Annotated in this window: 20 protein-coding genes; 3 read left to right on the plus strand and 17 right to left on the minus strand. The window is 45.4% G+C overall.

Features of this window, described 5'->3' with window-relative positions:
- Nucleotides 1-426: 426 nt before the first annotated feature.
- The 11 genes from M3N64_RS09180 to sigW form a co-directional block, all read right to left on the minus strand.
- The gene (locus M3N64_RS09180) at nucleotides 427-2,004 is read right to left on the minus strand and encodes a Tn7-like element transposition protein TnsE (protein ID WP_047035199.1); all 1,578 of its coding nucleotides are present in this window, start codon (nucleotides 2,002-2,004) and stop codon (nucleotides 427-429) included.
- 3 nt (nucleotides 2,005-2,007) lie between these two features.
- Nucleotides 2,008-3,876 carry a TnsD family Tn7-like transposition protein gene (locus M3N64_RS09185; RefSeq protein ID WP_010023565.1) on the minus strand — a complete coding sequence of 623 codons (1,869 nt, stop codon included), beginning with the start codon at nucleotides 3,874-3,876 and terminating at the stop codon, nucleotides 2,008-2,010.
- Between the two features lie 12 nt (nucleotides 3,877-3,888).
- Entirely contained in the window at nucleotides 3,889-5,505 is a 1,617-nt protein-coding gene (locus M3N64_RS09190; RefSeq protein WP_010023563.1) for an ATP-binding protein, read from the minus strand.
- Nucleotides 5,498-7,654 carry a TnsB C-terminal domain-containing protein gene (locus M3N64_RS09195; RefSeq protein WP_010023562.1) on the minus strand — a complete coding sequence of 719 codons (2,157 nt, stop codon included), beginning with the start codon at nucleotides 7,652-7,654 and terminating at the stop codon, nucleotides 5,498-5,500. Before M3N64_RS09195 ends, M3N64_RS09190 begins: the two co-directional genes overlap by 8 nt.
- On the minus strand, nucleotides 7,651-8,472 hold the full coding sequence (locus M3N64_RS09200) for a heteromeric transposase endonuclease subunit TnsA (RefSeq protein ID WP_029548081.1): 822 nt from the start codon (nucleotides 8,470-8,472) through the stop codon (nucleotides 7,651-7,653). Before M3N64_RS09200 ends, M3N64_RS09195 begins: the two co-directional genes overlap by 4 nt.
- 165 nt (nucleotides 8,473-8,637) lie before the next feature.
- Nucleotides 8,638-10,443: a glutamine--fructose-6-phosphate transaminase (isomerizing) gene (glmS, locus tag M3N64_RS09205; RefSeq protein ID WP_249101438.1), complete on the minus strand. Its 1,806-nt coding sequence runs from the start codon at nucleotides 10,441-10,443 to the stop codon at nucleotides 8,638-8,640.
- A 535-nt stretch (nucleotides 10,444-10,978) separates the two neighbouring features.
- Nucleotides 10,979-12,334 carry a phosphoglucosamine mutase gene (gene glmM / locus M3N64_RS09210; protein WP_249101442.1) on the minus strand — a complete coding sequence of 452 codons (1,356 nt, stop codon included), beginning with the start codon at nucleotides 12,332-12,334 and terminating at the stop codon, nucleotides 10,979-10,981.
- 113 nt (nucleotides 12,335-12,447) lie between these two features.
- Complete coding sequence (locus tag M3N64_RS09215; protein ID WP_249101444.1) at nucleotides 12,448-13,734, minus strand: CdaR family protein; 1,287 nt, start codon at nucleotides 13,732-13,734, stop codon at nucleotides 12,448-12,450.
- Nucleotides 13,727-14,545, minus strand: a complete 819-nt coding sequence (cdaA, locus tag M3N64_RS09220; RefSeq protein ID WP_249101448.1) for a diadenylate cyclase CdaA — start codon at nucleotides 14,543-14,545, stop codon at nucleotides 13,727-13,729. The genes M3N64_RS09215 and cdaA overlap by 8 nt, the downstream gene beginning before the upstream one ends.
- A gap of 150 nt (nucleotides 14,546-14,695) precedes the next feature.
- On the minus strand, nucleotides 14,696-15,079 hold the full coding sequence (locus tag M3N64_RS09225; RefSeq protein WP_249101451.1) for an anti-sigma factor family protein: 384 nt from the start codon (nucleotides 15,077-15,079) through the stop codon (nucleotides 14,696-14,698).
- On the minus strand, nucleotides 15,076-15,651 hold the full coding sequence (gene sigW / locus M3N64_RS09230) for an RNA polymerase sigma factor SigW (protein WP_249101453.1): 576 nt from the start codon (nucleotides 15,649-15,651) through the stop codon (nucleotides 15,076-15,078). Before sigW ends, M3N64_RS09225 begins: the two co-directional genes overlap by 4 nt.
- 271 nt (nucleotides 15,652-15,922) lie before the next feature.
- On the opposite strand from sigW, the gene M3N64_RS09235 reads away from it, so the two are divergent.
- From M3N64_RS09235 to M3N64_RS09245, 3 genes are all read left to right on the plus strand, one after another.
- Nucleotides 15,923-16,084: an aspartyl-phosphate phosphatase Spo0E family protein gene (locus M3N64_RS09235; protein WP_249101456.1), complete on the plus strand. Its 162-nt coding sequence runs from the start codon at nucleotides 15,923-15,925 to the stop codon at nucleotides 16,082-16,084.
- 218 nt (nucleotides 16,085-16,302) lie between these two features.
- The gene (locus M3N64_RS09240) at nucleotides 16,303-16,953 is read left to right on the plus strand and encodes a TetR/AcrR family transcriptional regulator (RefSeq protein ID WP_249101459.1); all 651 of its coding nucleotides are present in this window, start codon (nucleotides 16,303-16,305) and stop codon (nucleotides 16,951-16,953) included.
- Entirely contained in the window at nucleotides 16,954-18,147 is a 1,194-nt protein-coding gene (locus M3N64_RS09245) for an Acg family FMN-binding oxidoreductase (protein WP_249101462.1), read from the plus strand. It begins immediately after the preceding gene.
- 285 nt (nucleotides 18,148-18,432) lie between these two features.
- Here M3N64_RS09245 and M3N64_RS09250 read toward each other — a convergent pair whose 3' ends face one another.
- The 6 genes from M3N64_RS09250 to M3N64_RS09275 form a co-directional block, all read right to left on the minus strand.
- Nucleotides 18,433-19,224 (minus strand): ABC transporter ATP-binding protein, encoded by a 792-nt coding sequence (locus tag M3N64_RS09250; RefSeq protein ID WP_249101465.1) that lies wholly within the window; start codon nucleotides 19,222-19,224, stop codon nucleotides 18,433-18,435.
- A gap of 15 nt (nucleotides 19,225-19,239) precedes the next feature.
- On the minus strand, nucleotides 19,240-20,052 hold the full coding sequence (locus M3N64_RS09255; protein WP_249101468.1) for an ABC transporter permease: 813 nt from the start codon (nucleotides 20,050-20,052) through the stop codon (nucleotides 19,240-19,242).
- Between the two features lie 30 nt (nucleotides 20,053-20,082).
- Nucleotides 20,083-21,324, minus strand: coding sequence for an imidazolonepropionase (gene hutI / locus M3N64_RS09260; protein WP_249101471.1), 1,242 nt, complete (start codon nucleotides 21,322-21,324; stop codon nucleotides 20,083-20,085).
- A complete protein-coding gene (gene hutU / locus M3N64_RS09265) occupies nucleotides 21,317-23,350 on the minus strand; it encodes a urocanate hydratase (protein ID WP_249101475.1) in 2,034 nt (677 codons plus the stop codon). The genes hutI and hutU overlap by 8 nt, the downstream gene beginning before the upstream one ends.
- 79 nt (nucleotides 23,351-23,429) lie before the next feature.
- The gene (locus M3N64_RS09270) at nucleotides 23,430-24,446 is read right to left on the minus strand and encodes an ABC transporter substrate-binding protein (RefSeq protein WP_249101477.1); all 1,017 of its coding nucleotides are present in this window, start codon (nucleotides 24,444-24,446) and stop codon (nucleotides 23,430-23,432) included.
- Nucleotides 24,447-24,486: 40 nt separating this feature from the next.
- The gene (locus M3N64_RS09275; RefSeq protein ID WP_249101480.1) at nucleotides 24,487-25,452 is read right to left on the minus strand and encodes a C-terminal binding protein; all 966 of its coding nucleotides are present in this window, start codon (nucleotides 25,450-25,452) and stop codon (nucleotides 24,487-24,489) included.
- Nucleotides 25,453-25,455: the final 3 nt, after the last annotated feature.

A 25,455-nucleotide genomic window follows, 5' to 3' on the forward strand; every position in this document is an offset into this window, starting at 1 on the left:
TGCACGGCTTATTAGCCTACCGCATCCGCCTCTCCATGTAAAGCCGTGCATTGAACTTATTATAATTTGCTAATTGCCAAATACTACATTCCTTAGTTGCCACTAACACTGTTTATCCCTGATTAATAAAAGGCTTTCATTTTATTTTACCATATACATCCAACAAAATTACTAGCCTTAGATTGCACTTATAATAAAATACTTTTGTTTCCACTTACAAATTAACTATTTACAAAATCAGAGCAAAGAAAAACTCGGAGGCCGAAGTCCGATTGAATATCAGATTGGGACAACCGAGCAACCAATATAATTAAACTGTCCAACTTTTGGGGTTTACATCAAGTCAATTTTTTGGCAAAACAAGCAGCTTAAAACCAAAAATTAGATGTCCCCTTAAAGGACGATCAACTATTTCTCCTAACCGTTTTAAACAAGAAGCGATATCTTTTCAAAAACTCTATCTGCCCAATGTCTGCTGTCTTTACTTGTATGCTTCAGCTTTGCATAATTCACGTGTTGCAAGCAATCCTTAGACCAGCTGCCGCTTTTTAAAACCAATGTATTAAGCAAATTATGTATGCCTCTTTCTTCATCACCCCTGTTTTTCACATTTTTTATCCGGACAAGAAGAGTCGATAGGGAGCGCTGATCCGGACGGGCAACTTCTAATATAAAAACGGGCTGTAAATAGCGTGGCACTACTCTCACCACAGCACATATCCGTCTTTCTCCATTCGGCAACCATGCAAATTTTCTGCCTAAGGGCAGAGGAACAGGAGATGCCGAGATTTGAAACTCCTGATGTATGTCAGCAAAAATTCTAAGCATTTGATAAAAATCTTCCAGCCCAAATTTCTTCGCATCAGGCAATTCAATTGGCTTAAAATCAATTGGCTGCAAGGTGCCACCAGCAATTGGTTCATCGACACTTGCAGCGATGACTTGGGCTCCCCCTCCTCCTTTCTTAGTTATATATGTATCCCCCTGGTTAACTTGCTGCTGAGTTTTGGGAATCCGCTTTATCTCGATTGGATTTTGAAAAGAGATTTGCGTATCATCCAGTTCGATTACCGGTTGATGGATGTCTTCCTTGGCCTCATCCTTCCGATCATTGTTTACCTCAAAATCTTGTTCTTTTTCCCATTTTGTTTTTTGCTTTTTCTTAGGATTGGGGACGTAATATCGCTGTTTTATGGCGTCATGACTATAATTAATTCTATCAAATGCGATATCCGCTCCGGTAAAACGAAGCAGTTCATAAATAAGAACTTGATCTTTTATTCGTCGGCCTCTAACTGTCCATTTAGAATTCATCATCCGAGGAACATTCAATTCTAAGAACTGCCCATATTTATGCATGTCTTGAACCATCTGGGCATAAACATTGCTCTGCACAGATCCAAAGGCATTTCGAATCACAGGCGTTAAATAAAGCCACGCAAAATGACTGGCAAAGTAATTATTTATTATGGCAGAAGGAATAACATTAGAAAATGCCAAATCAACCTCTCTCCCGTTTATTTGACAGGCATTAATTAAGAACTCTAATCCCTGGGGACGGAGCAGTGCATTGGCAAGTTCTTTGTTTCTTATAAATAAGGCTCTTATCAGCTCAGCATGGGGAATAAAGTAATGAACTCCCTGTGCTTGAAAACACCAGATCTTCTGGCGAATCAGCTCAGCTTTACCGTGCAGATAATAATTAAATGATCGGCATACATTAAGAGCCTGTTCCGTATGACCATGAGAAAGATCCTGTACCAAGAGTGTTTCAATCGTACCGTCTTTTTGCGATGTTAACGGCCGACCGTTTTGATAATATTGGCCGATTCGCAACATAGGTAATAGCCCGATAGGATATTGAACTAAGTTGACTTTTTTCCTATCTTCAAACGCAACAAAAATTCTCCATTTTTTTGCCGGAGTCAGTACTACATGGCCTATCCAATGCAGTTTGACAACTCGGTTTTGAAACGGCCACGGCTTAAGTATGACAGATGTCAAATCTCACACCTCTTTCCGACAGTTTGAATAGTTGTCTATTTGCAAATCTATTTCTCGGTTGACTTTTTCTCCGATATCTTTATGCAACCCGGCTAAGCGCCTAATTCTCCATGCAACGACGTCCTGATGCTGATTGTACAATGTTTTAGCAGCCCAACGAACACGCCGTATCTGGAACTGCTCCACCGATTCTGTGACTTGGTTTAAATAAACATTTGTTTGAAATAATTTTTCCAAATGTCTCTCCAGAAGAGCAAGTTTTCCGATTTCCTTTCCGATCCGGCTTCGATTAATGCGAACGGGCTTAGGAAATTTCAACAACTTATGGACGACATCCTTGATTTCCTTTACTAACTGCCGATCTCGCTCTGTCCAATTAACACGTTGGTTTTTGACAGCTGTTTTGTTTATTTTTGATGAATGCTTCTGTAGCCACTGTCTATCATGCCTGTACAACCAGGCATACAATGCTGGATTACGTTTCCGAACTTCCGTCACCGATGTTTTAGAATTCTCTTCCTGAAAAAGTAACCATTGTGTTCTTTTTGATTCCAGAGGCAGCGTGCTGGCTTCCTTTGAGTCATCTTTGGCAATTTGCTGCTGATTGGCGTATTTTTTCACAGTGCCTATGTCCACCTTTAACCGCTTCGCCGCAGCATAATAGCTTAACTTCTTAATATAAATCAAATCATGCACCTTATCTTGCCATACCAGGCCAAATTGTTTCACACGCCCGATTTTATAACGATCTTCTATACTGTGATCAGGCCCTCTTCTTGAATAGATGAAACCGCAGGAACAAGTAAACGTCCCCACTGGTTTTCTTGTGTCAGTACAAATCGTTTCTTTAACATTCGGGATAACAGGTTGCAGATAGTGATCTGCGGCTGGATTCAAACAAGGATATGGCGGCGAACCAAAGGGGTCGTATGTCTGCGATTCGTACCGATAGAAAGTATCAATGGATTCTCCGAGAAAATGAGTCAACAGTATATGCCGAATGGGATGGAAAGCTTTTCTTTGTTTACGAGTAATGGCCTTCAGCCAGCAGGAGGAATTGTCTGAATCAATCGGTGATTGAACAGCTTCAAGCAACTCCCTTCCGTAGAAATGGCTAAACTGCTGTGCTAAGGTATGCTGATCAACCGAACCGCTGATCGTTGCGTATCCCTGCCTTTGAAGCAAATATTTATAAGCTTGTTCTACACCGGAACGTGTAAAAGAAAGATCGGTATGGGCTAGCTGGATGAGCTCTTTCGCGATGATCAGCAGGCTTTGTATCGTTTTTTCACTATACATTGGCAGACCTTGTGACCGTTTGCAGTTCTGCATGGTCGCTGCATGATATACATACTTATTTTTTCCTCGAAAAGATACCGAAGAATTGAGCAGGAAATGCTTATGCTTCGGACATACTAAAACGCCGGGAAGCTGATGGGACATATGCCAGTACATTTCTCCATATTGCTGGATATCTTCATCTGCACATTTCGGACAGAAGCGAAAGACTGATGGCTCGGAAACACTGCTGGCCATTGCACCAGTCATCATGTGTATCGAACCCGGGCTAGTTCCTTCAAGCATTTCTGTAAAGACCCTGTCCCTAACATCTTTCTTAGCAAAAGTCGTGTAATAGTGAAAAAAGGTGTGCTGGCCGATCCATTCATCAATTCCCAGTGGATCAAAATGTTTCAGACGTTTATAGACCTGTCTCAAATGGGCAGGAAGATCCGGCACAGCCATTACCCTTGAAGAGCCATACAGTTCAGTCATCGTCGCTTTCGGGCTGAGGTTGCATGAACGCATATGATAACGGGCAAACCAGCTGTACAGTAATTCATCTTCGTAAAGCTCAGGGAAGAAAGCTAGCATCGTTCAGTCCTCCTAAAGTGCAAATTCATCCAGCGGAGATTTTATGTATCCAGCCTTCTGCAGCGCATCATATGCTGAAAGCTTTCGTTTTTTCCCTTCTTCTGCAATTTTCTGCAATTCATTAGTTGAGGCAGAGACATCACTGATTTTTCTATTGTCGGCTGTCTTCTGCATTTCAACAAAGGCCAAAGCTTTCTGCATCAGGCCTGCCTGCGATATTTCCGGATTTGCTTTAATCACAAATTCTGCTGCCTTCTCGGCCCTTGAAGGTTCAATATCTATGTCTATCAACGCAAGAATAATCTTTTCTAACTTCGTTGTCTCTCTGTTCTGACGAGCCTTTGCCTGTTCTTCTTTCTTTTTCTGGATGGTTGCCTTTAGGTCGATCTTAGACTGATGATGCTGTAAATAGTCTTCTACATCCATCGGCATGATGTCACCGTATCTTTCGATCTCAGATAGCAAACCGGATCTCAGTGCATTAAGCATTGGCTGAACCAGTTTAAGGTCGTCTTTGGCTACCTTTCTGATCATCCCCGGTGTTATTTGCTCTTCTCCCGTTTCAATCGCACGTCCCTGGGAAAGAACAAACAGTTTGACCGCTATATCAATTATTCCCTGACTTTGTTCGTACAGTGTATCATTCAGATTATCCGTTAGTTCAACTCTATTCTTCGTCCACTGATAGTTCCACATCTCCGATATCAGGACATCCCAGTCGTCATCCTTTTTCATTTGCTGCCACACCATGTCTCCCTGACCGCTGCCCCGGCGCGCCTGCCTGAAGTCCTGTTGGAGAACACTTCTTGCGCGCATCGTACCAATCATCATGACCGGAACACCAATTTCATTGACCAAAGTGACAAAGAAGTTCATCATTTTTTCGGAACCGCTGCTTTTTGCGGTTAATAAGTGCTGGATCTCATCAATGATCAGAGCGCCGATATAATGCAGACGAGCAATCTGTCCCATCCGAGTTACCATTGAACTGATTGAATTACGTTTGCCCCCAAAACGGTCATAATAGTTGGTTCCTAATAATCGATCTACTTTTAAAAAGAAATCCATACATAAAGATTTGAGTGAGCCGTCATGAGGGCAATTTAATTTAAGCCATACAATCTGTGTAATATTTAAGGGATACTTATGGATAATAGTCTGTGGATACAGCGATAAGACACGTTCAATCGCCGTTGTTTTACCAATACCTGAAAAGCCCATAAGGGTAAAGCTGGAAGCTGTTGAACGTATATCATGAGGTGTCAGCAACTGACCATTCATTACATAATGTGCGGTATTTAATTGATGGACGTTCTCCGGCATACATGGATTACGTCCGACATAACCATATCTCAGCAATCGGGAAAAGCGCTGTTCAAGATCAAGATGCTGCGTCACCGGCTGGAAAAATCGTGTCAGCCGTAATAATGCGTGATAGCGGAGCTGCGGCGACAGTTCTGTTTCTTTTTCATCATAGGCCGGGTAGTAGCTGAGTTTTTCAAATGCTTCTTCCTGTGACAGGATCGGCGGTAAGGCTTCAATTAAGGGGTTCCCCTCAAAGTCAATCAGCTGCTGAGGATGATAGACAGCAACTTGTGCTTGATTTGAGGCGTTCTGTGCATCATTCATTGCTATCCTCCCCGCTCTTATGCCATAGTCCACGTGCTTTTATTGACGGCCGGGCATAGCGTTCATCATTGTCACTCTCTTTTGTGTTAAAAGGGATAACAGCTGATGGCGAACTGGTATTTTTCCTGTTTCCTAGGAGAAAGGCCTCATCATCTTGCCGAGATTCACGCTCATCCTTTCGATGTTCGCGAATCGATTTTGTTTTTTGGGACTTACTGATCACTTTTGACTGGCCTTGATCAGCCTCTTTTGTTGCTGATTTAATGAGAGCCTCGGCATCTGAAATAAAATCTACTTCTTTTTGAAGCTGCTGGTGTTCTGACTGACTGCGCTGCAGCTTTTCATATCCCAGTAAATACTGTATCTCGTCCAGTGTTTTACCCTCGTACCGTTTTTGGTGTTCAAGCAAATGACAGGTTGAAAATGAATATAGATCTTCGTTAATCAAGTAAACAAACGACATATTTCTGGGATCATAGGAAATACTTACTCGCCAGCTCCCTTTTTGTCTGGCCGTTGGAAACCATGATTCCTTCAAAGCCCGTTCACAGCTGTAGTACATGCCCTTGAATTTAATGCCACGATACGTGACCGTTGCCTGTCCCCGCGGCAATAAATGCAACTTCACCGTCTCCTCTGGAAAATAGCGCAGTTTTCCGGAACGATTGCGTATGCCCCAGTTCCATAAATTCAATGGAGTAGGCTGCACATCGTCGCGAATCATATCTTCATCACGTACATAATCCCTTAAATAGTGCTTTGTGTTGTAATAAATAATCTGCTTGATAATCAGCTGCGTAAACTGCTCAATCGTAAGTTTTGCGTCTAACCGGTAATCCCGTGCGCCGCGTTCGCGAAAATCCTTATCGATATAACTGGGCAGGAATGGCTTAACTTTCCTCTGAATGGTATCAAACTGTTTTTCAACGATACCCTTCCAATCTGCTCGATAAGGCGCAGCATTCTCCACCTGAATATTGAAGGCCGCAACTAAATGGTCGGCATTCATTCCTTCTAATTCACCGCGGTCTCCAAGCAAGACATCAGGCAAATGCTCAACCGGCCAAAGCTCTTTGGCTATATCAATGCCATGTTCATGACAAAACCGCTGCTTATCTGTGACGACATTGGCCAGCGCCATCATGGCCCCGCTCCATGACGGACCTTCCAGACCAATATTTAATCCGACAATCATACGGCTGAAAACATCGACGACAAAATAAATAATGGGTCGTCCAATGATCCAATCTGGATTGTAGCGAGAGATTAAATATACATCACCGACCGTCGCATCAATCTGATAACGAGAGCCGGGACCAATAGCCTCAGCGGTCGATGATCCTAACACTGATCGAAAGTCTTTCTCATATTTTTTACGTCCCTGCCGCGCAATGGTTGATTCCTGTACGGTATATTCTTTGTTGTACCAATAACGGAATTGCTTAAGTGAAGGTAATTGATTCTTGTCTTTAACGATTACTTTTTTTATACCATCTTCAAAATAATAGTCTTCAGCATAAAATTCTCGAATCATCATCATATATGCTTCAGTCAGCCTGTTTTTTTTGGATGTTAAATAATATTTTTCAATTGATACGCGAAACAGCTTTTTGGTCTCTTCATCAACATTAATGCCCTGTTCATCATATTTACGGGGCCGTCCCCGTTTCTTCGTACCGCTGACTCTCTCTTTACCCTTTCCACCTGATTTAAAATACTCAGGAAGTAAGGCGTCTGGTCTCTTGCCTCTTTGCCAATATTTACGTAAATACTTTCTGACGGTTGGCAGAGATACCTCATAAGTCTCAGAAGCCTTCTTAACGTACATTGCTCGTTTCTTTTTTTCGAATATATCCGATTCTGCCGCAACCATTTCTTTGATAATATTCCAAGCCTGGTCTCGATACTCAATATTTTTAGGATTCTGAGCTTGGTTGATGAATGGTACAAAGGGATCTTCTTTAATTTTTGTCAGTTCATCCTGTATAATTTCATCAATGATCTCACGTACGGATCGAATAAACGGAAGAGCTTTTCGATCATATATGTCAATCAAATAAGCCATAATATTTTCTTCATCAATCCAGAGCACTCGAAATACTTGATTATTTGCTTCATCTTTTAAAAGTTCATTAACGATTAGATTCATTTCACCGCCCGCTTCTCATTGGAATTTGGGTTGATAATAATCAAGTCCGCAGGCAGTTGCGACAGGCTGAATTTCTTTTTTACATCAAAGATTATACTTTTCCGTGCGAGTAAATATTTGAAAAGTGATAAGGCGGTGCCATCTTCAAGACTGTACGATTTGTCAAAGTCACGAAGTGATAAAAGAATGGAATCCTTACTTTTTTGAAGAAAAATGCTTAATTCTGAGACAAGATCACGTTCTGATGAGGCAGATAACTGATATGAAGAATGCATCCAGCCGATATTTTCAACAGCCTCTTTTAAGATATCCTTTTCAGTGACGATTCCCCAATCCACTTGTCTTTTTTGCCAATACGCACGTTCAATTTCAAATTTATCTCTTATTCTGGGATCTTCTAATTTTTCGCTCGGCTTTATAGTCCTAGCAATATAGGTAATTTTTTCATTCTTTCTGATCGTAATAATAAAATCAGTTGTCATAACGATTGGCGTCTGAGTACTCGGATCAATGGGGTGTGAAATTTGTTTGCTGGCGGCGATGTTTACTGTAATTTCTCGATTGAGAGGGTATTGTTCACGAATATCAATCACATTATCTGCCCACTCAAGAAGGTAAAAATAACTTTGCTCTAAATCAGACAGTAAATGGTGGATTCTAGATGTCTTCCATCCCTTGATTCGGTGGACTCGGCCAGAAGATGGAACATTCTGGATCGTCAGCCATGGCTTATAATTACTGAGTTCTCCGCTTCCGCGGCCTTCCTCATAATAACGGGCAATTTTATCCTCAGTCCATGAATTTTTATGTTTAGCCATCCTCTCACCTCTGATAAATGGCAATAATAAACACGCCACAAGTTACATTAAGTATACTTTATGGCGTGATATTTAGAAACAACTTTATTGTCAGAGAAAAGACTTTATTGTAACTGAAACAACTTTATTAGACGAGTACAACATGAAGATGTGTCACTTTGGTGCTTATTCCACTGTAACCGATTTTGCCAGGTTACGTGGTTTATCAACGTCGCATTCGTTTTGCAGGGCCGCATAGTAGGCGATCAGCTGCAACGGCACGGCGCAAACAAGTGGCGCGAGGGCTGGATGCACGTTCGGAAGCACGATGCGGTCGTCCGCGTGGTTCGTGACTCCGTCCATGCTGATGATGCATGTGTGGGCGCCGCGTGCGGCAACCTCTTCAACATTGCTTCGAATATTGTTGTTGACTTTTTGCTGAGTGGCAAAGGCAAAGACCGGTGTGCCGTCTTCGATCAAGGCGATCGTACCGTGCTTGAGCTCGCCGCCGGCGAAGCCTTCTGCCTGAATGTAGGAAACTTCCTTCAGCTTCAGGGCAGCTTCCATGCAGACGTAGTAGTCGAGCGCACGGCCAATGTAGAAAGCGTTGCGCGTAATTGACAGATATTCGCGTGCAACTTCTTTCAGCAGCGCTTTTTCGTCGATCATCTGCTCCATGCCCTGAGCGGCAATGCTCAGCTCATGAAGAAGGTTGAAGCTTGGCTTCACGCCCTTCTTTTGCGCAGCGGCAACCGCCATGAAGGAAAAGACGGCAATCATTGCCGTGTATGCTTTTGTCGAGGCAACGGCGATTTCCGGACCGGCGAACAGCAGCATTCTGTAATCAGCTTCGCGATAGAGCGTTGATCCTTCGACATTTGTCATCGTTAATGTCGGATAGCCGAGCTTTTTCACCTTGACAAGCACTGCACGGCTGTCGGCCGTTTCGCCGCTCTGCGAAATAAAGATAAACAGCGGTTTCTGAGACAGCAGCGGCATATTATATGAGAATTCACTCGAAATATGCACCTCAGTCGGAATACCGGCTATCGTCTCGAGCAGATGTCTGCCGACGAGTCCGGCGTGATAGCTTGTGCCGCAGGCGATGATGTAGATACGGTCTGCGTCGTTGATCGCGCGGGTAATCGCCGGATCAAGCGTCACGGTGCCGTCACTGCCACCGTACTCCTGAAGCAGGCGGCGCATCACTGCCGGCTGTTCGTCGATTTCCTTCAGCATATAATGCGGATAAGCCCCTTTTTCCGTGTCATGGGCATCGAAGGAAACGGTATACGGCTGGCGTATCTTGGTGCTGCCGTCAAGATCCATGATTGTGTAGCTGTCCTTCTTCAGCACAACGACTTCCTCATCCATCAGCTCAACATAACGCTTCGTCTGCTGAATCATCGCGGTTGCGTCACTGGCAACCACATTGAACCCGTTGCCGATCCCGATCAGAAGAGGGCTTTTGTTCTTCGCAACATAGAGCGTATCCTTGTCTTCGGTATCCAGCAGTGCGATCGCATAGGATCCGTCGAGCAGCTGCAAAGTTTTCCGCAAGGCAGCTTCCGTGCTCAATCCTTCATTCGCAAACGTTTCAATCAGCTGCACAACGACTTCCGTATCGGTTTCACTTTTCAAAATGACATCGGCCAGATAGTCTGCCTTGAGCTGGTTGTAATTTTCAATGACACCGTTGTGAACTAAGGTAAAGCGGCCGGATGCGCTTTGATGCGGATGCGCATTGCGCTGGTTCGGTTCGCCGTGTGTTGCCCAGCGCGTATGACCGATGCCGAGTGTCGCATGGACAGCCGGATCAACAGTCTTTTTCAGCACAGCAATACGGCCTTTTTCCTTGAATACATGGATGCCATCTGCGTTGAGCAGCGCAATACCTGCTGAATCATAACCGCGATATTCGAGATTGGTGAGCCCTTTAAGCAAAATGTCACGTGCATCTTCGTTGCCAATATAGCCTACAATACCACACATAGGATGATGTCCTCCTTGTGAGGCAGGAAAGCCTGGTGTCAGATGTCATCACAGTCATCGAACGGGGCAATCTTGCCCCACTTGTTTTTTGTCGTCTCTATGCTTGCCGCACGGGTTCTGTCAAGAGAGTTGCCTCCCTGTTTTGTGCGCGTGCTGACGGGTGCAAGCATCCCGAGAGGCATCCGCCGAATCTTTCGATAAACCTCTTCCTCGTCAACTATTCCGGTTCGCTTCGTCCGCAGGAATAGTCCAGGCGCTTTATATTCAGTTTGAGCGGCCCTCACTTTCCTTCTTGAGTCAATCACATACTACTTTAATCTCCGGTACGCGTCAATCCTCTTTTTAGTTTCTCATGCTTACTCCATATATTTATTCGGAAATGCTATGTCCGGTTACTCTAAAACGTTTTTTCGCTGTCCTTTTTCCATATGTGAAAAGTACTGATTCATTCAAGGGAAAAAAGCGAATGAAATGGGTGGCAACCGGTGCATGTGAGCTTTTCTCCTGCCCTGGCACAAGCCCACCTGCTCGAAACTTATTGAATAACCCCGCCGACTGCTTCGACAACCTTCTGAGCGATGCGGTCAACATACGCATTGCACGCTTCTTCCGTAGGTGCCTCAGCCATCACGCGGATCAGCGATTCCGTGCCGGACGGACGGACGAGTACCCGGCCGTCGCCCGCCATGTCCGCCTCGACTTCTTTGATTGCCTGCGCAACTTCGGCATTCTCGGCCACATGAAACTTATCCGTTACCCGGATATTAACCAGCTTTTGAGGATACGTCTTGATTTCCGCTGCAAGCTCCGACAGCTTCTTGCCGGTTGCCTTTATGATGCTGACCAGCTGCAAAGCGGTCAGCATCCCATCGCCGGTCGTTGAATGATCCAGGAAGATAATATGACCGGACTGTTCGCCGCCAAGCGTGTAACCGCCGGCACGCATCTCCTCCATGACATAACGGTCGCCGACTTTCGTCTGCTTCGTTTCAATCTGTTCCGCCTGAAGCGCTTTGTAAAGGCCAAGGTTGCTCATGACCGTCGTCACCAGCGTATCTTTTGCCAGCATCCCTTTGGACTTCAAATAGGTTGCACATATATACATGATTTTGTCACCGTCGACAATGTTGCCTTGCTCATCGACTGCGATCAGGCGATCACCATCGCCGTCAAAGGCAAGACCACAGTCCGCTTCTTTTTCAACCACAAGCGTTGAAAGGGCCTGCGGGTGTGTTGAACCAACGCCTTCATTAATATTTTTCCCGTTTGGAGAGGTGCCAATGGTCACAATATCTGCTTCAAGATCGGCAAAAAGATGCGGAGCGAGTGCGCTTGTCGATCCGTTTGCACAATCCAGTGCGAGTTTGAGCGAAGAAAAATCATCTTCCTGAATGGTTTGTTTCAGGAACTGAAGATATTTCTGACCGCCTTCGAAGTAATCGCTGGAAGTTCCGAGATCGCCGCCGATCGGCCTTGGAAGATCATCCTTCTCCTTGGCAAGCAATGCTTCAATCGTTTCTTCGACCTCATCGCTCAGTTTAAATCCGTCACTGCCAAAAAATTTAATTCCATTGTCTGCAACCGGATTGTGAGACGCCGAGATCATGATCCCCGCGCTGGCGTCCATCGCTTTCGTTAAATAGGCAACCCCTGGCGTTGAAATGACACCAAGGCGCATGACTTCGACACCAATTGACAGCAGCCCGGAAATCAGCGCACCTTCCAGCATGTATCCGGAGATCCGGGTATCCCGCCCGACCAGAACCTTTGGATGTTCGGTTGTCTTCGTCAATGCATATCCGCCCGCACGTCCTAATTTAAAAGCCAGCTCAGGTGTCAGGCCGAGATTCGCAACGCCTCGGACTCCATCCGTTCCAAAGTACTTTGTCATTGTTTCGATCGCTCCTATCTTTCCTCGTCCAAATTCCGCCGCTTTATTTTAAACTCCGTTCTTTTTTCTGTCAAAGGATGTTATGCCCCCGCTGAAAGTAATAAACCTTTCCGTCAGCTGATTGTGATGCTGATTTTGGACAGATCCGCTTTCGCCGTGAGCCCATCCGGAGCATCGACCGCGACCGCAACCTGGTGTTTGCCCGCGTCCAGACCGCTTAAATCCACTTCGGCCTGCACATCGCTTTTTGACAGTTGATCGATATCACGAGACGGACCGGTAACCGAAACACTGACATGATCTTCTTTGTCAAAATCCGCATTCAATCCGTCCTTCAATCCGGTAATCTTTATTGGTATATTCGTTAGCTCTTTCGTCTGTTCGTCCGTACCGGAGCCGGAACCTGAATCGCTGCTTTCACTGCTGCTTGCAGCCGTCTCTTTTGCGATGTGGACGGTCACTTCTATTTTTTCCGGATTGACCTTGCTTACGCCTGCCGGCACCGGTACCGAGACGGAAAAACGCTTATCCTTTTTTAATCCATCCACAGAGACAGAAAGCGGCTCAAGCGCTGTAATCTGATCAAGTGCGGCGCTGTCCGATGCAGATACCGTCACGGTTTCCGCAGACAGATCAACGGAGCTGACACTGTATCCTTCTGCCGGTGTTCCTGTGGTCACCGCTTTGATACTCAATTGCTTTGCTAATTTATTGATGGGCACACGAACATGTGCAGACGACGGGCTAATCTTTACATTCACCTGATCACCATCATTATTATATGCATGAAGGCTGACTTTTTTATTTACAGTGGCATTCGCGTCTTTAACATCGATCACGCCTTTGACAAAAGCAATTGAATCCACCGTATCTTCCCCTCCGGTGACGGTAACGGTTTTTGTATCCATTACCGGGTCGCCGACTGAATAACCATCTGCCAGATTGTCTTTATTCAAAACGTCAATAGCCACCGGAAGTTCCTTGCTCGTTTTCTTTTGGATCGTGACGCGTACGGTCTTGGGACTCGGCTGGACATTAAGTCCTGACGGAAAGCCCCGTGTCTGCACGCGGGCATCATATGTCCCCGGCTTCATATTTGTTAAATCGATGAAGGCGCTTTTTGTGCTTGGCAGTTTGGCCTTCAGAATGGATTCATTGGAACCGCTCAGCCGCACATTAACGGTCTGCGGTGCTCCGCTCACTACATATTTATTCTCATCATATTTCACGGCCAGATTTTCCGTCACAACGGTGGACTGCTGTTCCGGATGAACGGCAATGCTCGATGGCGTGCTCGTCGGCGACGTGCCTTCACCTGCTGAGACAATCGCATACAGCATAAGTGCCATGACAAAGGATACAATTTTGACAAACCAATTGTTATTCAAAAGTTTATCCATTGTGCTTTCCTCTCCAATTCCAGTGTACGGTCGGCTGATTTTCTGATTCATCCAGCTCACGCTGGAGCATTTCACGCAGCCGCTCCTCACTGATGTCGCGGAACATCTCGCCGTTTTTTGTAACCGTGATGCCTCCGGTTTCTTCTGAAACCACAACCGTTAATGAATCGGTGACTTCACTGACCCCCATCGCCGCGCGATGCCTTGTCCCAAGTTCTTTCGAGATAAAAGGACTTTCCGACAGTGGCAGGTAGCAGGCCGCAGCAACAACCTCATTGCCGCGAATGATGACCGCACCGTCGTGAAGCGGTGTATTGGGAATAAATATGTTAATCAGCAATTGCGAAGTCAGATTGCCGTTCAGCTGAATACCGGTTTCAATATAGTCGTTGAGCCCAGTCTTGCGTTCAATGGACATGAGCGCGCCGATCCGCCGCTTAGCCATGTACGAAGTCGCATTGACAATGGCATCCGCTATCTGTTTGTGTTCTTCTTCAACCAGCGTGCCTTTTATAAACAGGCGCCCGCGCCCAAGCTGTTCGAGAACACGGCGCAGTTCCGGCTGAAAAATAACGATAATCGCGAACAGTCCATAAGTAATCGCATTGTTCAGGATCCATTCCAACGTACGAAGTTGAAACAGGCTGCTCAAAAACCAGACTGCGATAATGACTAAAATACCTTTCGCAAGCTGAACTGCCTTTGTGCCTCGAATGATCATGATCACTTTGTAGATCACGTACGTGACAATCAAAATGTCTACGATATCGGCCAAATAGTTTAAAATATTGAAATGAGTCCACAAAGACATGACTTTCATCCTCCGCATCAACTGTTGTTCTCACGGTGCCGACATACTTAGTGTTGCTGTATCTGCCCTGTCTAAACCTGTTTGATAAATATTTGTTTCCGCAATACTTTTATCTTTATGAATGGACGCTCCAAAAATGAACAAGCCGTCTTAAGTCTGATCGCCTGACATTTTTACCAGCGCGTAGCCGCTTTTCTCTTTCCATTGTCTTCTCGTGCCGATCATAACCAGTGACATCGGTACCGCGCAAAGCGCGACAGTTGTCAGCACCGGGTGCCTGCTGCCCCATCTGCGGATCGCATGCCGTTTATCCGGCGGCAGTTGATCAAGCACATTCTTCGTGAAGGAGGCAGGCAGATGGGGGTGTGTAAGGCGCCGCAGCAGTTCAGTCGCTGTTTTCAATTCATTGAAATGAACGCGGCATTCATCACATACAGCCAAATGCGCAAAAAGTGCCTCCTCTTCCTGCTTCGTCGCCTCCTGATCCAGAACTTTGTTCATTAACGACATATATTGCTCACTCTCGCAACTCACACCGTTTTACCTCCTTCAATCATGTTTTTTCTCAGCATTTCCCGGCCGCGGTGAATACGCGTCTTAACCGTTCCGACCGGAATGTCCATAATTTCACTGATTTCCTTCAAGCTCAGATCCTCAATATATTTCAGAATGATCGCCAGACGATACTTCTCCGGCAGTTTCTTAATTTCCATCTGCACCATTTCTTCCGTTTCTTTGCGCACGATGCGATCATCAGGCTTCTCGCCCTCATCAGGGAGAATAGTGTTCAGCGACAGGCCTTCAGTTCCCGGAACAACCGCATCAAGTGACACATTATTTTTTCTGCGACGCAGAAAATCGATCGACAGGTTGGTCGCGATGCGAAAAAGCCATGTAGAAAACTTTCGCTCGTGATCGTACTGATCAATATGTTTATAGGCGCGTATAAACGCTTCCTGTGACAAGTCCTCGGCTTCCTGAGTATTGCCGACCATGCGAAGGCATATGCCGAACACACTGTTTTTATATTGCTCCACTAGTTCAGCAAAAGCCTGCTGATCGCCCTTCCGCACTTTTTTGATCAGCCGCTTCTCTTTTAAGTCCATATTAACCTCTCTTTAACGCATTTTTTAATACGTACTTCATTCATTTCAAGTTTCATCTATGCGGTGCGGCTTCTTATTTGTCACTTCTCTTATTGTTTACTGTCATTCAGAAAACAGCCCCACTTATTGCTTTGTTTATGTGCTGTTATTCGTCCAGATCACCTGATGTACGTCGGTCTTTCAATCAAATCAATCCGTCCGTTTGAATTTTTCCTTGCAGGGGTAATTTTATAATTAAGCAACACACGATTACAATCCTGGAGGTGGTCATATGGAAAAGCAACAACTGATTGAAAAAATTGAAGCACTGCGAAGCATCATGATACGCACTGCCGCCCATCAATCGCTTTCCTCTGCGGAGATTCAGCACTTAAGCAGCCACCTTGACCAATTATTGAATCAATATGAGCGGCTTGTCCGCTCCCATGCATAGGTTGTTATGATGTATATCGACAATATGCAAAACACATTAAAATTATAGCATATTTAGTCCATGCTTTTATGATTCAAAGCTTGGTGGTCCGGGTTTCTCCGGACACTGGTGGGATAATCATGCAGCGACCTGAAAGCTTGTTCTTGACAGGAGCAAGCTTTTTCTAAATAATTAAAGTAAACCATCAGTTTACTTTTTTGGCGAAACGAGGAATTAATTTGGCTTCAAAAAGAGCACAAGGCAAAGAAATAAAAAGGAACAAAGTCATTGATGCCGCGGAACATCTGTTTTTTTCCAAAGGCTTTGCGCAGACGACGATGGATGATCTGTGCGCACAGGCACACCTCAGCAAGCGTACACTCTACGTCTATTTCAACAGTAAAGATCAGCTCTACTTTGAAATCATGATCCGCGGATACAAACAGCTGATCACCATGCTGGAGGAAAATCAGCAGTCCCTGCCGGTCATTGACCGATTGAAGCAAATGGCGTATACCGTCTATCAGTTCAGCGTCCTGTATCCTGATTACTTCACGGCTATATTTTCTTATGAGAACAGAGCCGCCGACTTCGAAAAGGGGGTTCCCGATGCATCAAAAGAGGAATGTTACCGACTCGGTGAACAGGTCTTTCAGAAACTGACTGATCTGATCGAGGAAGGGCAGAACAGCGGCATTTTCCGGCGTAAACCGGATGCCGTGCAAACCGCGGTGATCTTGTGGTCCTGCCTGCATGGCATTCTGAATACCGCCAAAGTGAAAAAGAACTATCTGGCAAGCTTTCATTCCATTCCGTCTGATTCGCTGATCAGGCAAGCCTTTGAAGTAATCATTCGTTCGATCTGCATCGATTCCGGAGGTGACTGTTAAATGAAACGAAAAGGGATGAGAAAGTTGATGATAATCACCATTTCCAGTCTACTCGCAGTCCTGTTCCTTGGATCACTCGCACTTTTCCTGGCCGGTGGCCTGCTGCAGCCGCGGCACTACATGCAGCCATGGGACCCGAATTATGCGAAGCGTTTCAGTGATCCACGCATTCGTCTTACCGCGTATGGATTGCTTGCAGCGAATGGCCATAATATGCAACCGTGGACGATCCGGCTGGACCGAAGCAATCCGATGGTCTTTTATCTGTATGCTGACCCTGCTCGCATGTCACCGATGGCCGATCCTGACGCGCGCCAGATGATGATCACGCAAGGTACCTTTCTGGAATACGTGCGCGTTGCCGGGCAAACAATCGGCCACCCGGTAACCATTGATCTGTTTCCGGAAGGGACTTATGATGAACCGCATTTAAAGCAGAGCATGGCTGAAAAACCAGTCGCAAAAATTATTATGAGCAACGCGAACCCGCAGAAAAACCACCTGTTTGACGCGATTTATATTCCGGATACGAACAGAACAGCCTATCAATCAAAGCCGTTAACCCATGTCCAGGTAGCGGCTTTCGAGCGCTTAAAAACGTCCGAGGTCACAACGACCGTCTTCACTGATCAGACAAATGCAGACACACTTGGAAAAATCGCGCACGACAGCGCAACGATTGAAGCTCATACCGCACGTGTCATGGACGAGGCGGCCGCCATTTTTCGCGCGAACGAATACCAGAAAAACCAGACCCGCTACGGGTTCTCATTCGAAGGACAGGGAACATCCGGATTCAGGCTCTATTTCATGCAGGGGCTGATCACACTTTTCCCTTTTCTGAACAACAGCAAGGCTTCCGCTGATCTGATGATCCAATCAACGCGCGCGGCACTCGACCATACCCCCGCCTATGCCATGATTTCATCCAGAAAGAACGACCGCCTGAGCCAGGTGAAAAGCGGCATGATTTACAGCCGTCTGAACCTGACCGCCTCAAGTCTCGGTCTCGCCGTGCAGCCGGTCAGTCAGGCACTGGAAGAATATCCTGAAATGCGCGCGCAGTACACACTGATTCATCGAAAATACGCGGCACAAGGGCAGACGATCCAGATGCTCGTCCGTGTCGGTACCCCGACCGAACAGGTACCGCAAAGTATGCGGCGGGATGTGATGGATTTAATTCGTCATTAATAAGAAAGAGGGGGGAAAAGTCATGAACAGAGAAAAAATGGTAACGGTGAATCATAAATTCGTAACGTAACAAAATATGTATTACTATTTCTTAACAACAGTAAAGATATCAACCATTTTCAACATGAAACCCGTGAAACCTCTGCTTTTCAACAGAAATTTCACGGGTTTGTATCAATGGAACAGATCACTCTCAAAGCATAATGAATGCAGGATTTGTCGCCCAGTCATCATATTTTTTCCTAAGCGGTTTATCAATCATTTAATAACGATTTAATCTGTTCCCTACACGACATTAAGGCCTTTCAAGGTTTCACTTCGAATCAATTCAACGGCCTGTGCCTTATAATCAAGAAATTGTTCAGACGTTTTCACATGGTAATCTCTTGGGCGTGGAAATTCGATTGGAATAATCTCTTTAATTTTACCTGGTCGTGACTCCATAATCACAACACGGTCGGCCATAAAAATGGCTTCATCAATATCGTGAGTCACCAATATAACGGTTTTTTGTGATTTTTGCCAAACGTTCAGCAACAGTTCCTGCATCAGACTGCGTGTTTGCATATCGAGTGCGCCGAATGGTTCATCCAGTAAAATCACTTCAGGATCATTTGCCAGCGCACGCGCAATCGCTACGCGTTGCTTCATTCCGCCGGACAATGCCTTAGGGTAAGCATACTCAAATCCTTTTAATCCAACTGTTTCAATGTACTCTTTGGCAATCTTTTCTCGTTTTGCTGCGGCTATTCCTTTTTCACGCAAGCCAAATTCAATGTTTTTCTGAACCGTTAGCCATGGAAAAAGCGTGTAAGACTGGAAAACCATCCCGCGGTCCGCACCTGGCTCTGCAATTTCGCTTCCATTAATTAAAACGGTTCCTTCAGAAGGCGTTTCGAGTCCGCCGATAATGCGCAGCAAAGTCGATTTCCCGCATCCTGAAGCGCCAAGAATCGAAATAAATTCTTTATCCTTCACTTCAAGATTAATATTGTTCAATGCTTGAATTGTGCGCCCTTTCTGCTTAAAAGTCTTCGACAGGTTTGAGATCACGAGTTTTTGAACGGGTTTGCTCATGTGCGCTCAGCCTCCTTAGCTCCATGGGAATAGTCGTTTTGATAGAGATTTGAATAGATAATCAAAAATAAGTCCGATCAACCCGATAATCAGGATACCGACAAAAATATTTGATGTTTTCAGCATGCGCTGCGATTGAATGATCATGTATCCGATCCCTGACGATGCGCCAACGAGTTCAGCAACAATAATATAGGTCCAGGCCCAGCCAAGCACCATACGTAAATCATCCATAATACTGGGCATGCTTGCCGGCAAAATCACACGCCATAAGACCGCTGCCCGGGATGTACCCAGCGTGTAGGATACATCAATGAGATCTGTCTGAACGCTTTTTGTAGCCGCCGCAACCATTAGAATTAACTGCGGGAAGCTGCCCATAAAAATAACGGCTATTTTTTGCGATTCGCTGACCCCGATCCACAAAATAAAAAGAGGGATAAAGGCGGATGCCGGCAAATAACGAACAAACGACATGAGTGGTTCCAGAAATCCTTCAATCGGTTTATAAGTTCCGAGCATGATGCCCAGCGGAACGGCAATTATGGCTGCCAATGAAAATCCGATAATCACTCGAACAATAGTTACCCATATATCATGAGTAAAATTCAGTTGTGTGAATAAATCAACGGCAGCTCCATAAGTATCCGTTGGTGTAGGAAGAAATATAGGATCGACCATCCCCCCGTATGTCAGAATACTCCATATTGCCAGGACTACGACAAATCCGGTCACTCCTAATGTCAGGTACAAACTGTTTCTGATACTTGTCATCGGCGTGAACAGCCTTTTCAGTGATTTGCTCTGTTTATTTTCTTTTTCACTCATTTTCACAGCCTCCTTTCAATCGTCGTTCTGTCAAAACACATCTTGCCCATTCTTAATTACTGAGTGGACACAATTCATGGCTGTATGGTAAATAAGATATTTGTAACTTGGATAGTTGAGCAGAACAAGGTCGGCTCTTTTTCCAGCTTCAATGCTGCCTATAGTATCAGAACGATTCAGGGCTGCTGCCCCATTAAGCGTGAAGGCGGTCAGCGCTTCTTCGCTGCTCATCCTCATATGAATTCCCGCGAGTGCAAAAATAAGCGGTACGGAATAAGTAAAACAGCTGCCGGGATTAAAATCACTGCCCAATGCAACCGCACAACCCGTGTCGATCATCTTACGTGCATTGGCAAACGGCTTGTTCAAACAAAAAGCGGTTGCCGGAAGCAAAGTCGTGACAATTCCTTTTTCAGCAAGCGCGTGGATACCCCGTTCAGAGGCTTCCAACAGATGATCGGCAGAAACCGCACCAACGTCAGCTGCTAGTTCTGCCCCACCCATCGATTCGATTTCATCCGCGTGAATCTTCAGCAATAATCCCTGTTTTTTCGCTTCATTCAACAATTGACGCGACTCCTTAATGGAGAAAACACCCTCTTCACAGAAAACATCACAGAAATCCGCCAAATGTTCCTGGGCAACTTTCGGAATAACATCTTCAATCATGAATTGAAGGTATGCCTGGTGGTCAGATTTAAATTCACGAGGAATCGCATGAGCCCCTAAATAAGTGGACACAACATCAACTGGATGGTCAGCATTTAACTTTTTCATTACCTCAAGCATGCGCAGCTCGGTTTCCATATCCAGACCATATCCGCTTTTGCCTTCGACCGTGGTGATGCCTAAATGAGCCATGCCGTCCAGCCTCAGGAGACCGCTTTTATAAAGTGATTCAAACGAGTCCGCTCGCGTTGCCTGAACCGTATTTTCAATTCCGCCACCAGCCTTCATGATTTCCATATAAGACTTGCCAGACAAACGCATCAAGAACTCATCAGGCCTGAAGCCACCAAAGAGGAAATGCGTATGGGAATCAATAAACCCGGGAACAACACTTTTTCCCGAAGCATCGATGATTTCATATTGATCGAAATCATATTGCTTTAAAATGGTATCGCTTGTGTCGACGGCCGCAATCACGCCCTCTTCAATGACAATTGCACCGTCATCAATAATCTTAATCTGAGACATTTCCTTTCCCGCTCGCGCTTTTGTTCCCATCGGTGTGGCAATTTCTGCCGCGTGAAAAATGATTCGTTTATTCATTGCGGCCGCCTTCAGATCCGCACAACTTATTGAGCAGTTCTTCATCTACAAGATGAGGGATCGTCAAATAATTCTCCCCCTTGTGTTTCTGATTAAAGGCGACGGCCGTCTCCATTGAGTGCTCATTTCTCGCCCAATTTCTCCGCGCGACACCGCCCATCACATCCCAGAGAATCGCCTGCTTAATGATCGTATCCACACGCGCACTGCCGTCGAGAACTAATCCGAATCCGCCATTTATTGATTTACCAATGCCGACACCGCCGCCATTGTGAAGTGCAACAAGACTCATGCCGCGTGCCGCATTCCCCGCGAAACATTGGACGGCCATATCCGCCATCACATTGCTCCCGTCCTTGATATTTGCCGTTTCTCGAAATGGGGAATCCGTACCGCTTACATCATGATGATCACGGCCGATCATCACTGGCCCAATCTCATGATTTCTGACCATCTCGTTAAATTTCAATGCGATGGCAATTCGTCCCTCTGCATCTTGGTAGAGAATTCTCGCTTTAGTGCCGACAACGAGTTGATTTTTCTCCGCATCACGAATCCAGTTGTAATTATCGCGATCCTGATAGCGTCTGTTCGGATCGATACAGGCCATTGCCGCCTTATCAGTCTTTCGAAGATCTTCTTCTTTTCCGCTCAGACACACCCAGCGAAACGGTCCGTAACCATAATCAAACAGCTGCGGCCCCATAATATCCTCTACGTATGAAGGGAGTGTAAAACCATCTTTATCGTCATGACCATTCTTCGATATTTCGGTTACCCCTGCGTCATAAACGGCTTTCAAAAAAGAATTCCCGTAATCAAAGAAATAGGTTCCCTTATCAACAAGTGCCCTTATACAGGCGTAATGGTGTTTCAACGACTGATCAACGCGTTGTTTGAATTCTGTTCGATTCTCGCTGAGCATTCGGGTCCGTTCTTCAAAAGTGAGCCCCTGCGGACAATAACCGCCTTCATAAACGGCATGACAGGAAGTTTGATCAGAGAGTAAATCAACCTTAATGCCATGTGTCACTGCATAATCAAGCAAGTCCACTATATTTCCATGATACGCAATCGAAATAGCCGTTTTATCGTTCAGATGCTTCTGAGCAATGGAAAAGATCTTATCAAGATCATCCGAGGATGTATTAACCCATCCCTGACGGAGCCGTGTGTCGATCCGCGATTGATCAACCTCAGCAATAATTCCGACCCCATTGGCGATCTCTACCGCTTTAGGCTGAGCACCGCTCATGCCGCCAAGTCCCGAACTGACAAATAAATGTCCGGAAAGATCCGCTTCGTTTGAGATGCCCAGTTTTTCACGTCCTGCATTGAGCAGCGTATTGTACGTTCCGTGAACAATACCTTGCGGACCAATATACATCCATCCGCCTGCTGTCATCTGGCCGTAATTGGCGACCCCCATCTGCTCGGCAATCTCCCAGTCTTTTAAGTTGTCAAATTCACCGACCATCAGCGCATTGGTCAGGATCACGCGCGGTGCTTCCGGTTTGGTTTTAAAAACACCAAGCGGATGACCGGACTCCAGCACAAGCGTTTGATCTGCTTCAAGATTCTCCAGATATTTCTTAATCAAACGATACTGCATCCAATTCTGGCAAACGCTGCCGGTCTCTCCATAGGTCACCAGTTCATACGGATACAGCGCTACGTCAAAATCAAGGTTATTGTCAATCATAACTTGGAACGCTTTGCCTTCCGTGCATTTTCCTTGATAAGCATCAATCGGCTTGCCATAGATACGGCCTGCCGGTCTGAATCGATAGCCGTAAATACGGCCTCGCGTCTTTAACTCATTGAGAAATTCCGGAATTAATTGCTCATGATACTTTTCCGGGATATAGCGCAGCGCATTCTTCAGCGCAACGCGCGTCTGCTCGGGACTCAGCGTATAGCCTCTGTCCGGTGCGCGCCGAATTCCGGCAATAAATTCGGGACAATCAGGCAGCGGCTGCCCTTCTTCTAAAATTGATAAAGCATCGTGCTGTGGTCGAACAGGCATTGCAAAAACCTCCTTTATTATTCAAAAACGTTCTGTCCATGCTGAAAAGGCAGAAAGAAAAGACGAACAAGCCACTGACTTATTTGCCGATGAAATTGCCGTTAATCAATTCCTCTGCTTTCGGCTGTTTGCTGATCAATTTAACCTTCTTCCAGAATGTTGCCGCCTTGTCCGTAACATCGTAAATTAAACCCGGATCACTTTTTGTACCAAAATATTTACTATTTCCTTCCTTATCATAGAAAGTAACATCCGGTTCTGTGGCTTTAAAATCAGCAACGGTCTGTCCCATACTTTTGGCCATGATTTTGTCTGCTTCATCCGGATGTGCTTTTGCGTAATCCAGCGCGTCATACCATGCATTCACAATACTTTGAACCAGTTTCGGATTTTCATCAACAAAGTCTTTGCGCAAACCTAGTGAATCGACAATTAATCCCGGTGTTTTATCACTGGAGAGAAGTACATGGCCAAAAGACGTTTTCTCAGCTTTTGTCAGCCATGGCTGCCAGGTGACTGCTGCATCAACCTTGCCGCCAACAAAAGCCGCTCCGGCATCTCCGGCACTCATGTTGATGATTTTCACATCATTCATCGTCATTTTGTTTTGATCGAGCATGTACATAAACCAGAAGTAACTGGCACCACCGCTTGTATCAATGGCAACTTTTTTCCCTTTCAGATCTGCAAATGATTTGATGTCCTTCTTGGCAACAATCCCATCACCGCCGCTTGATGTATCAAGAGCCAATACTTGATAAACAGGAATATCGGCCGCTGCTGTCATAACATGGGTATCAACAGTTGTGAAAAAGCCCTGAATTCGATTTGCAGCCATCGCGGTGCGTCGATCACTGGCACTTTGAATGGTCTGCAGTTTCACTTTCACACCGTTTTTTTCAAAAAGCCCTTTTTCCTCTGCAAGATACATAGGTGCGAAACCGATCCATGATGAAATGCCCAGCTTCACAGTCCCCTTGAACTGGTTCTTACTCTTGCTTCCGCTGCTTCCGTTTTTTGATGATGAGGAACAGCCAGAGAGCAGCAGGGCTGCGGACATAATACCAACAAGAATGAGCACAATGATTTTCTTCATACAATTCCCTCCAATAATAAATGTTTTTATGATTTTTAATTTAGATAACTACATCTTTGGAACATCCGCCATTTAACACAGTAATGACATTAGCAACCGCGCGCTCCTTGAGCGTTTGCAGCGACTCGGTTGATAAATAGGAAACATGTGGAGTGACGTAAATATTCGAGCAGAAAAAAATTGTTTCATTACCTGTCGGCGGCTCGTTCGCGATGACATCCAGCATCGCTCCGGCAATGCGCTGGCATTTTACCGCTTCAATCAGATCCTTTTCATTCACAACGCGCCCGCGCGAGGTATTAATAATATACGCGGTCGGCTTCATCAGCTTAAATTCGGGCATCGAAAGCAGTCCTTCGGTTTCAGGCGTGTATGTCGTATGCAGTGTCACATAATCCGCTTTCGCTAATCCGTCTTGCAGAGTGACTTTTCGCACCCCTTGATCAAGGGCATCCGAATCATTCAGAATCGGATCATGAACGAGCACACACATATGGGCTGCTTTAGCCTTTGCCGCCACCTTTCGACCAATCCGTCCAAAACCAATAATCAGCAGTGTTGATGAGGCAATACGTGGAGTGAGCGTGGATGCCGCCTGGGCTCCCCACGGCCCATCATTTGCAATTTTTAAATAATAAGGAAAATTCTTGTTAAAAAAGTAAACAGCAGAAATGACATAATCCGAGACGTCCTCGACACAATACCCAGGAACGTAGGTGACCGTTATCCCCTTAGACTTTGCCGCATCAATCGCTACTCGATCATAACCGCCTCCGTAAATGGCAATAATCTTGCAATGCTCCAGTCTGTCAATCGTCTCTTTTCCTATGGTGACGTAAACCTGACAAAGGATCGCGTCGACGTCTCTGCCGAAGTCTTCAAGATCTTTCTGATAATCATTTCCTGAATACCTGATAACGCAGTTTGGAAAGACTTGTTTCAGTCGTTCGCGTTCAATGTTATAATCCGACCACTCCTCGTCAATAATCCAAATCAACGGTTTCAAGAC

The sequence above is a fragment of the Sporolactobacillus mangiferae genome (genome assembly GCF_023336505.1).
Lineage (GTDB): Bacteria > Bacillota > Bacilli > Bacillales > Sporolactobacillaceae > Sporolactobacillus > Sporolactobacillus mangiferae.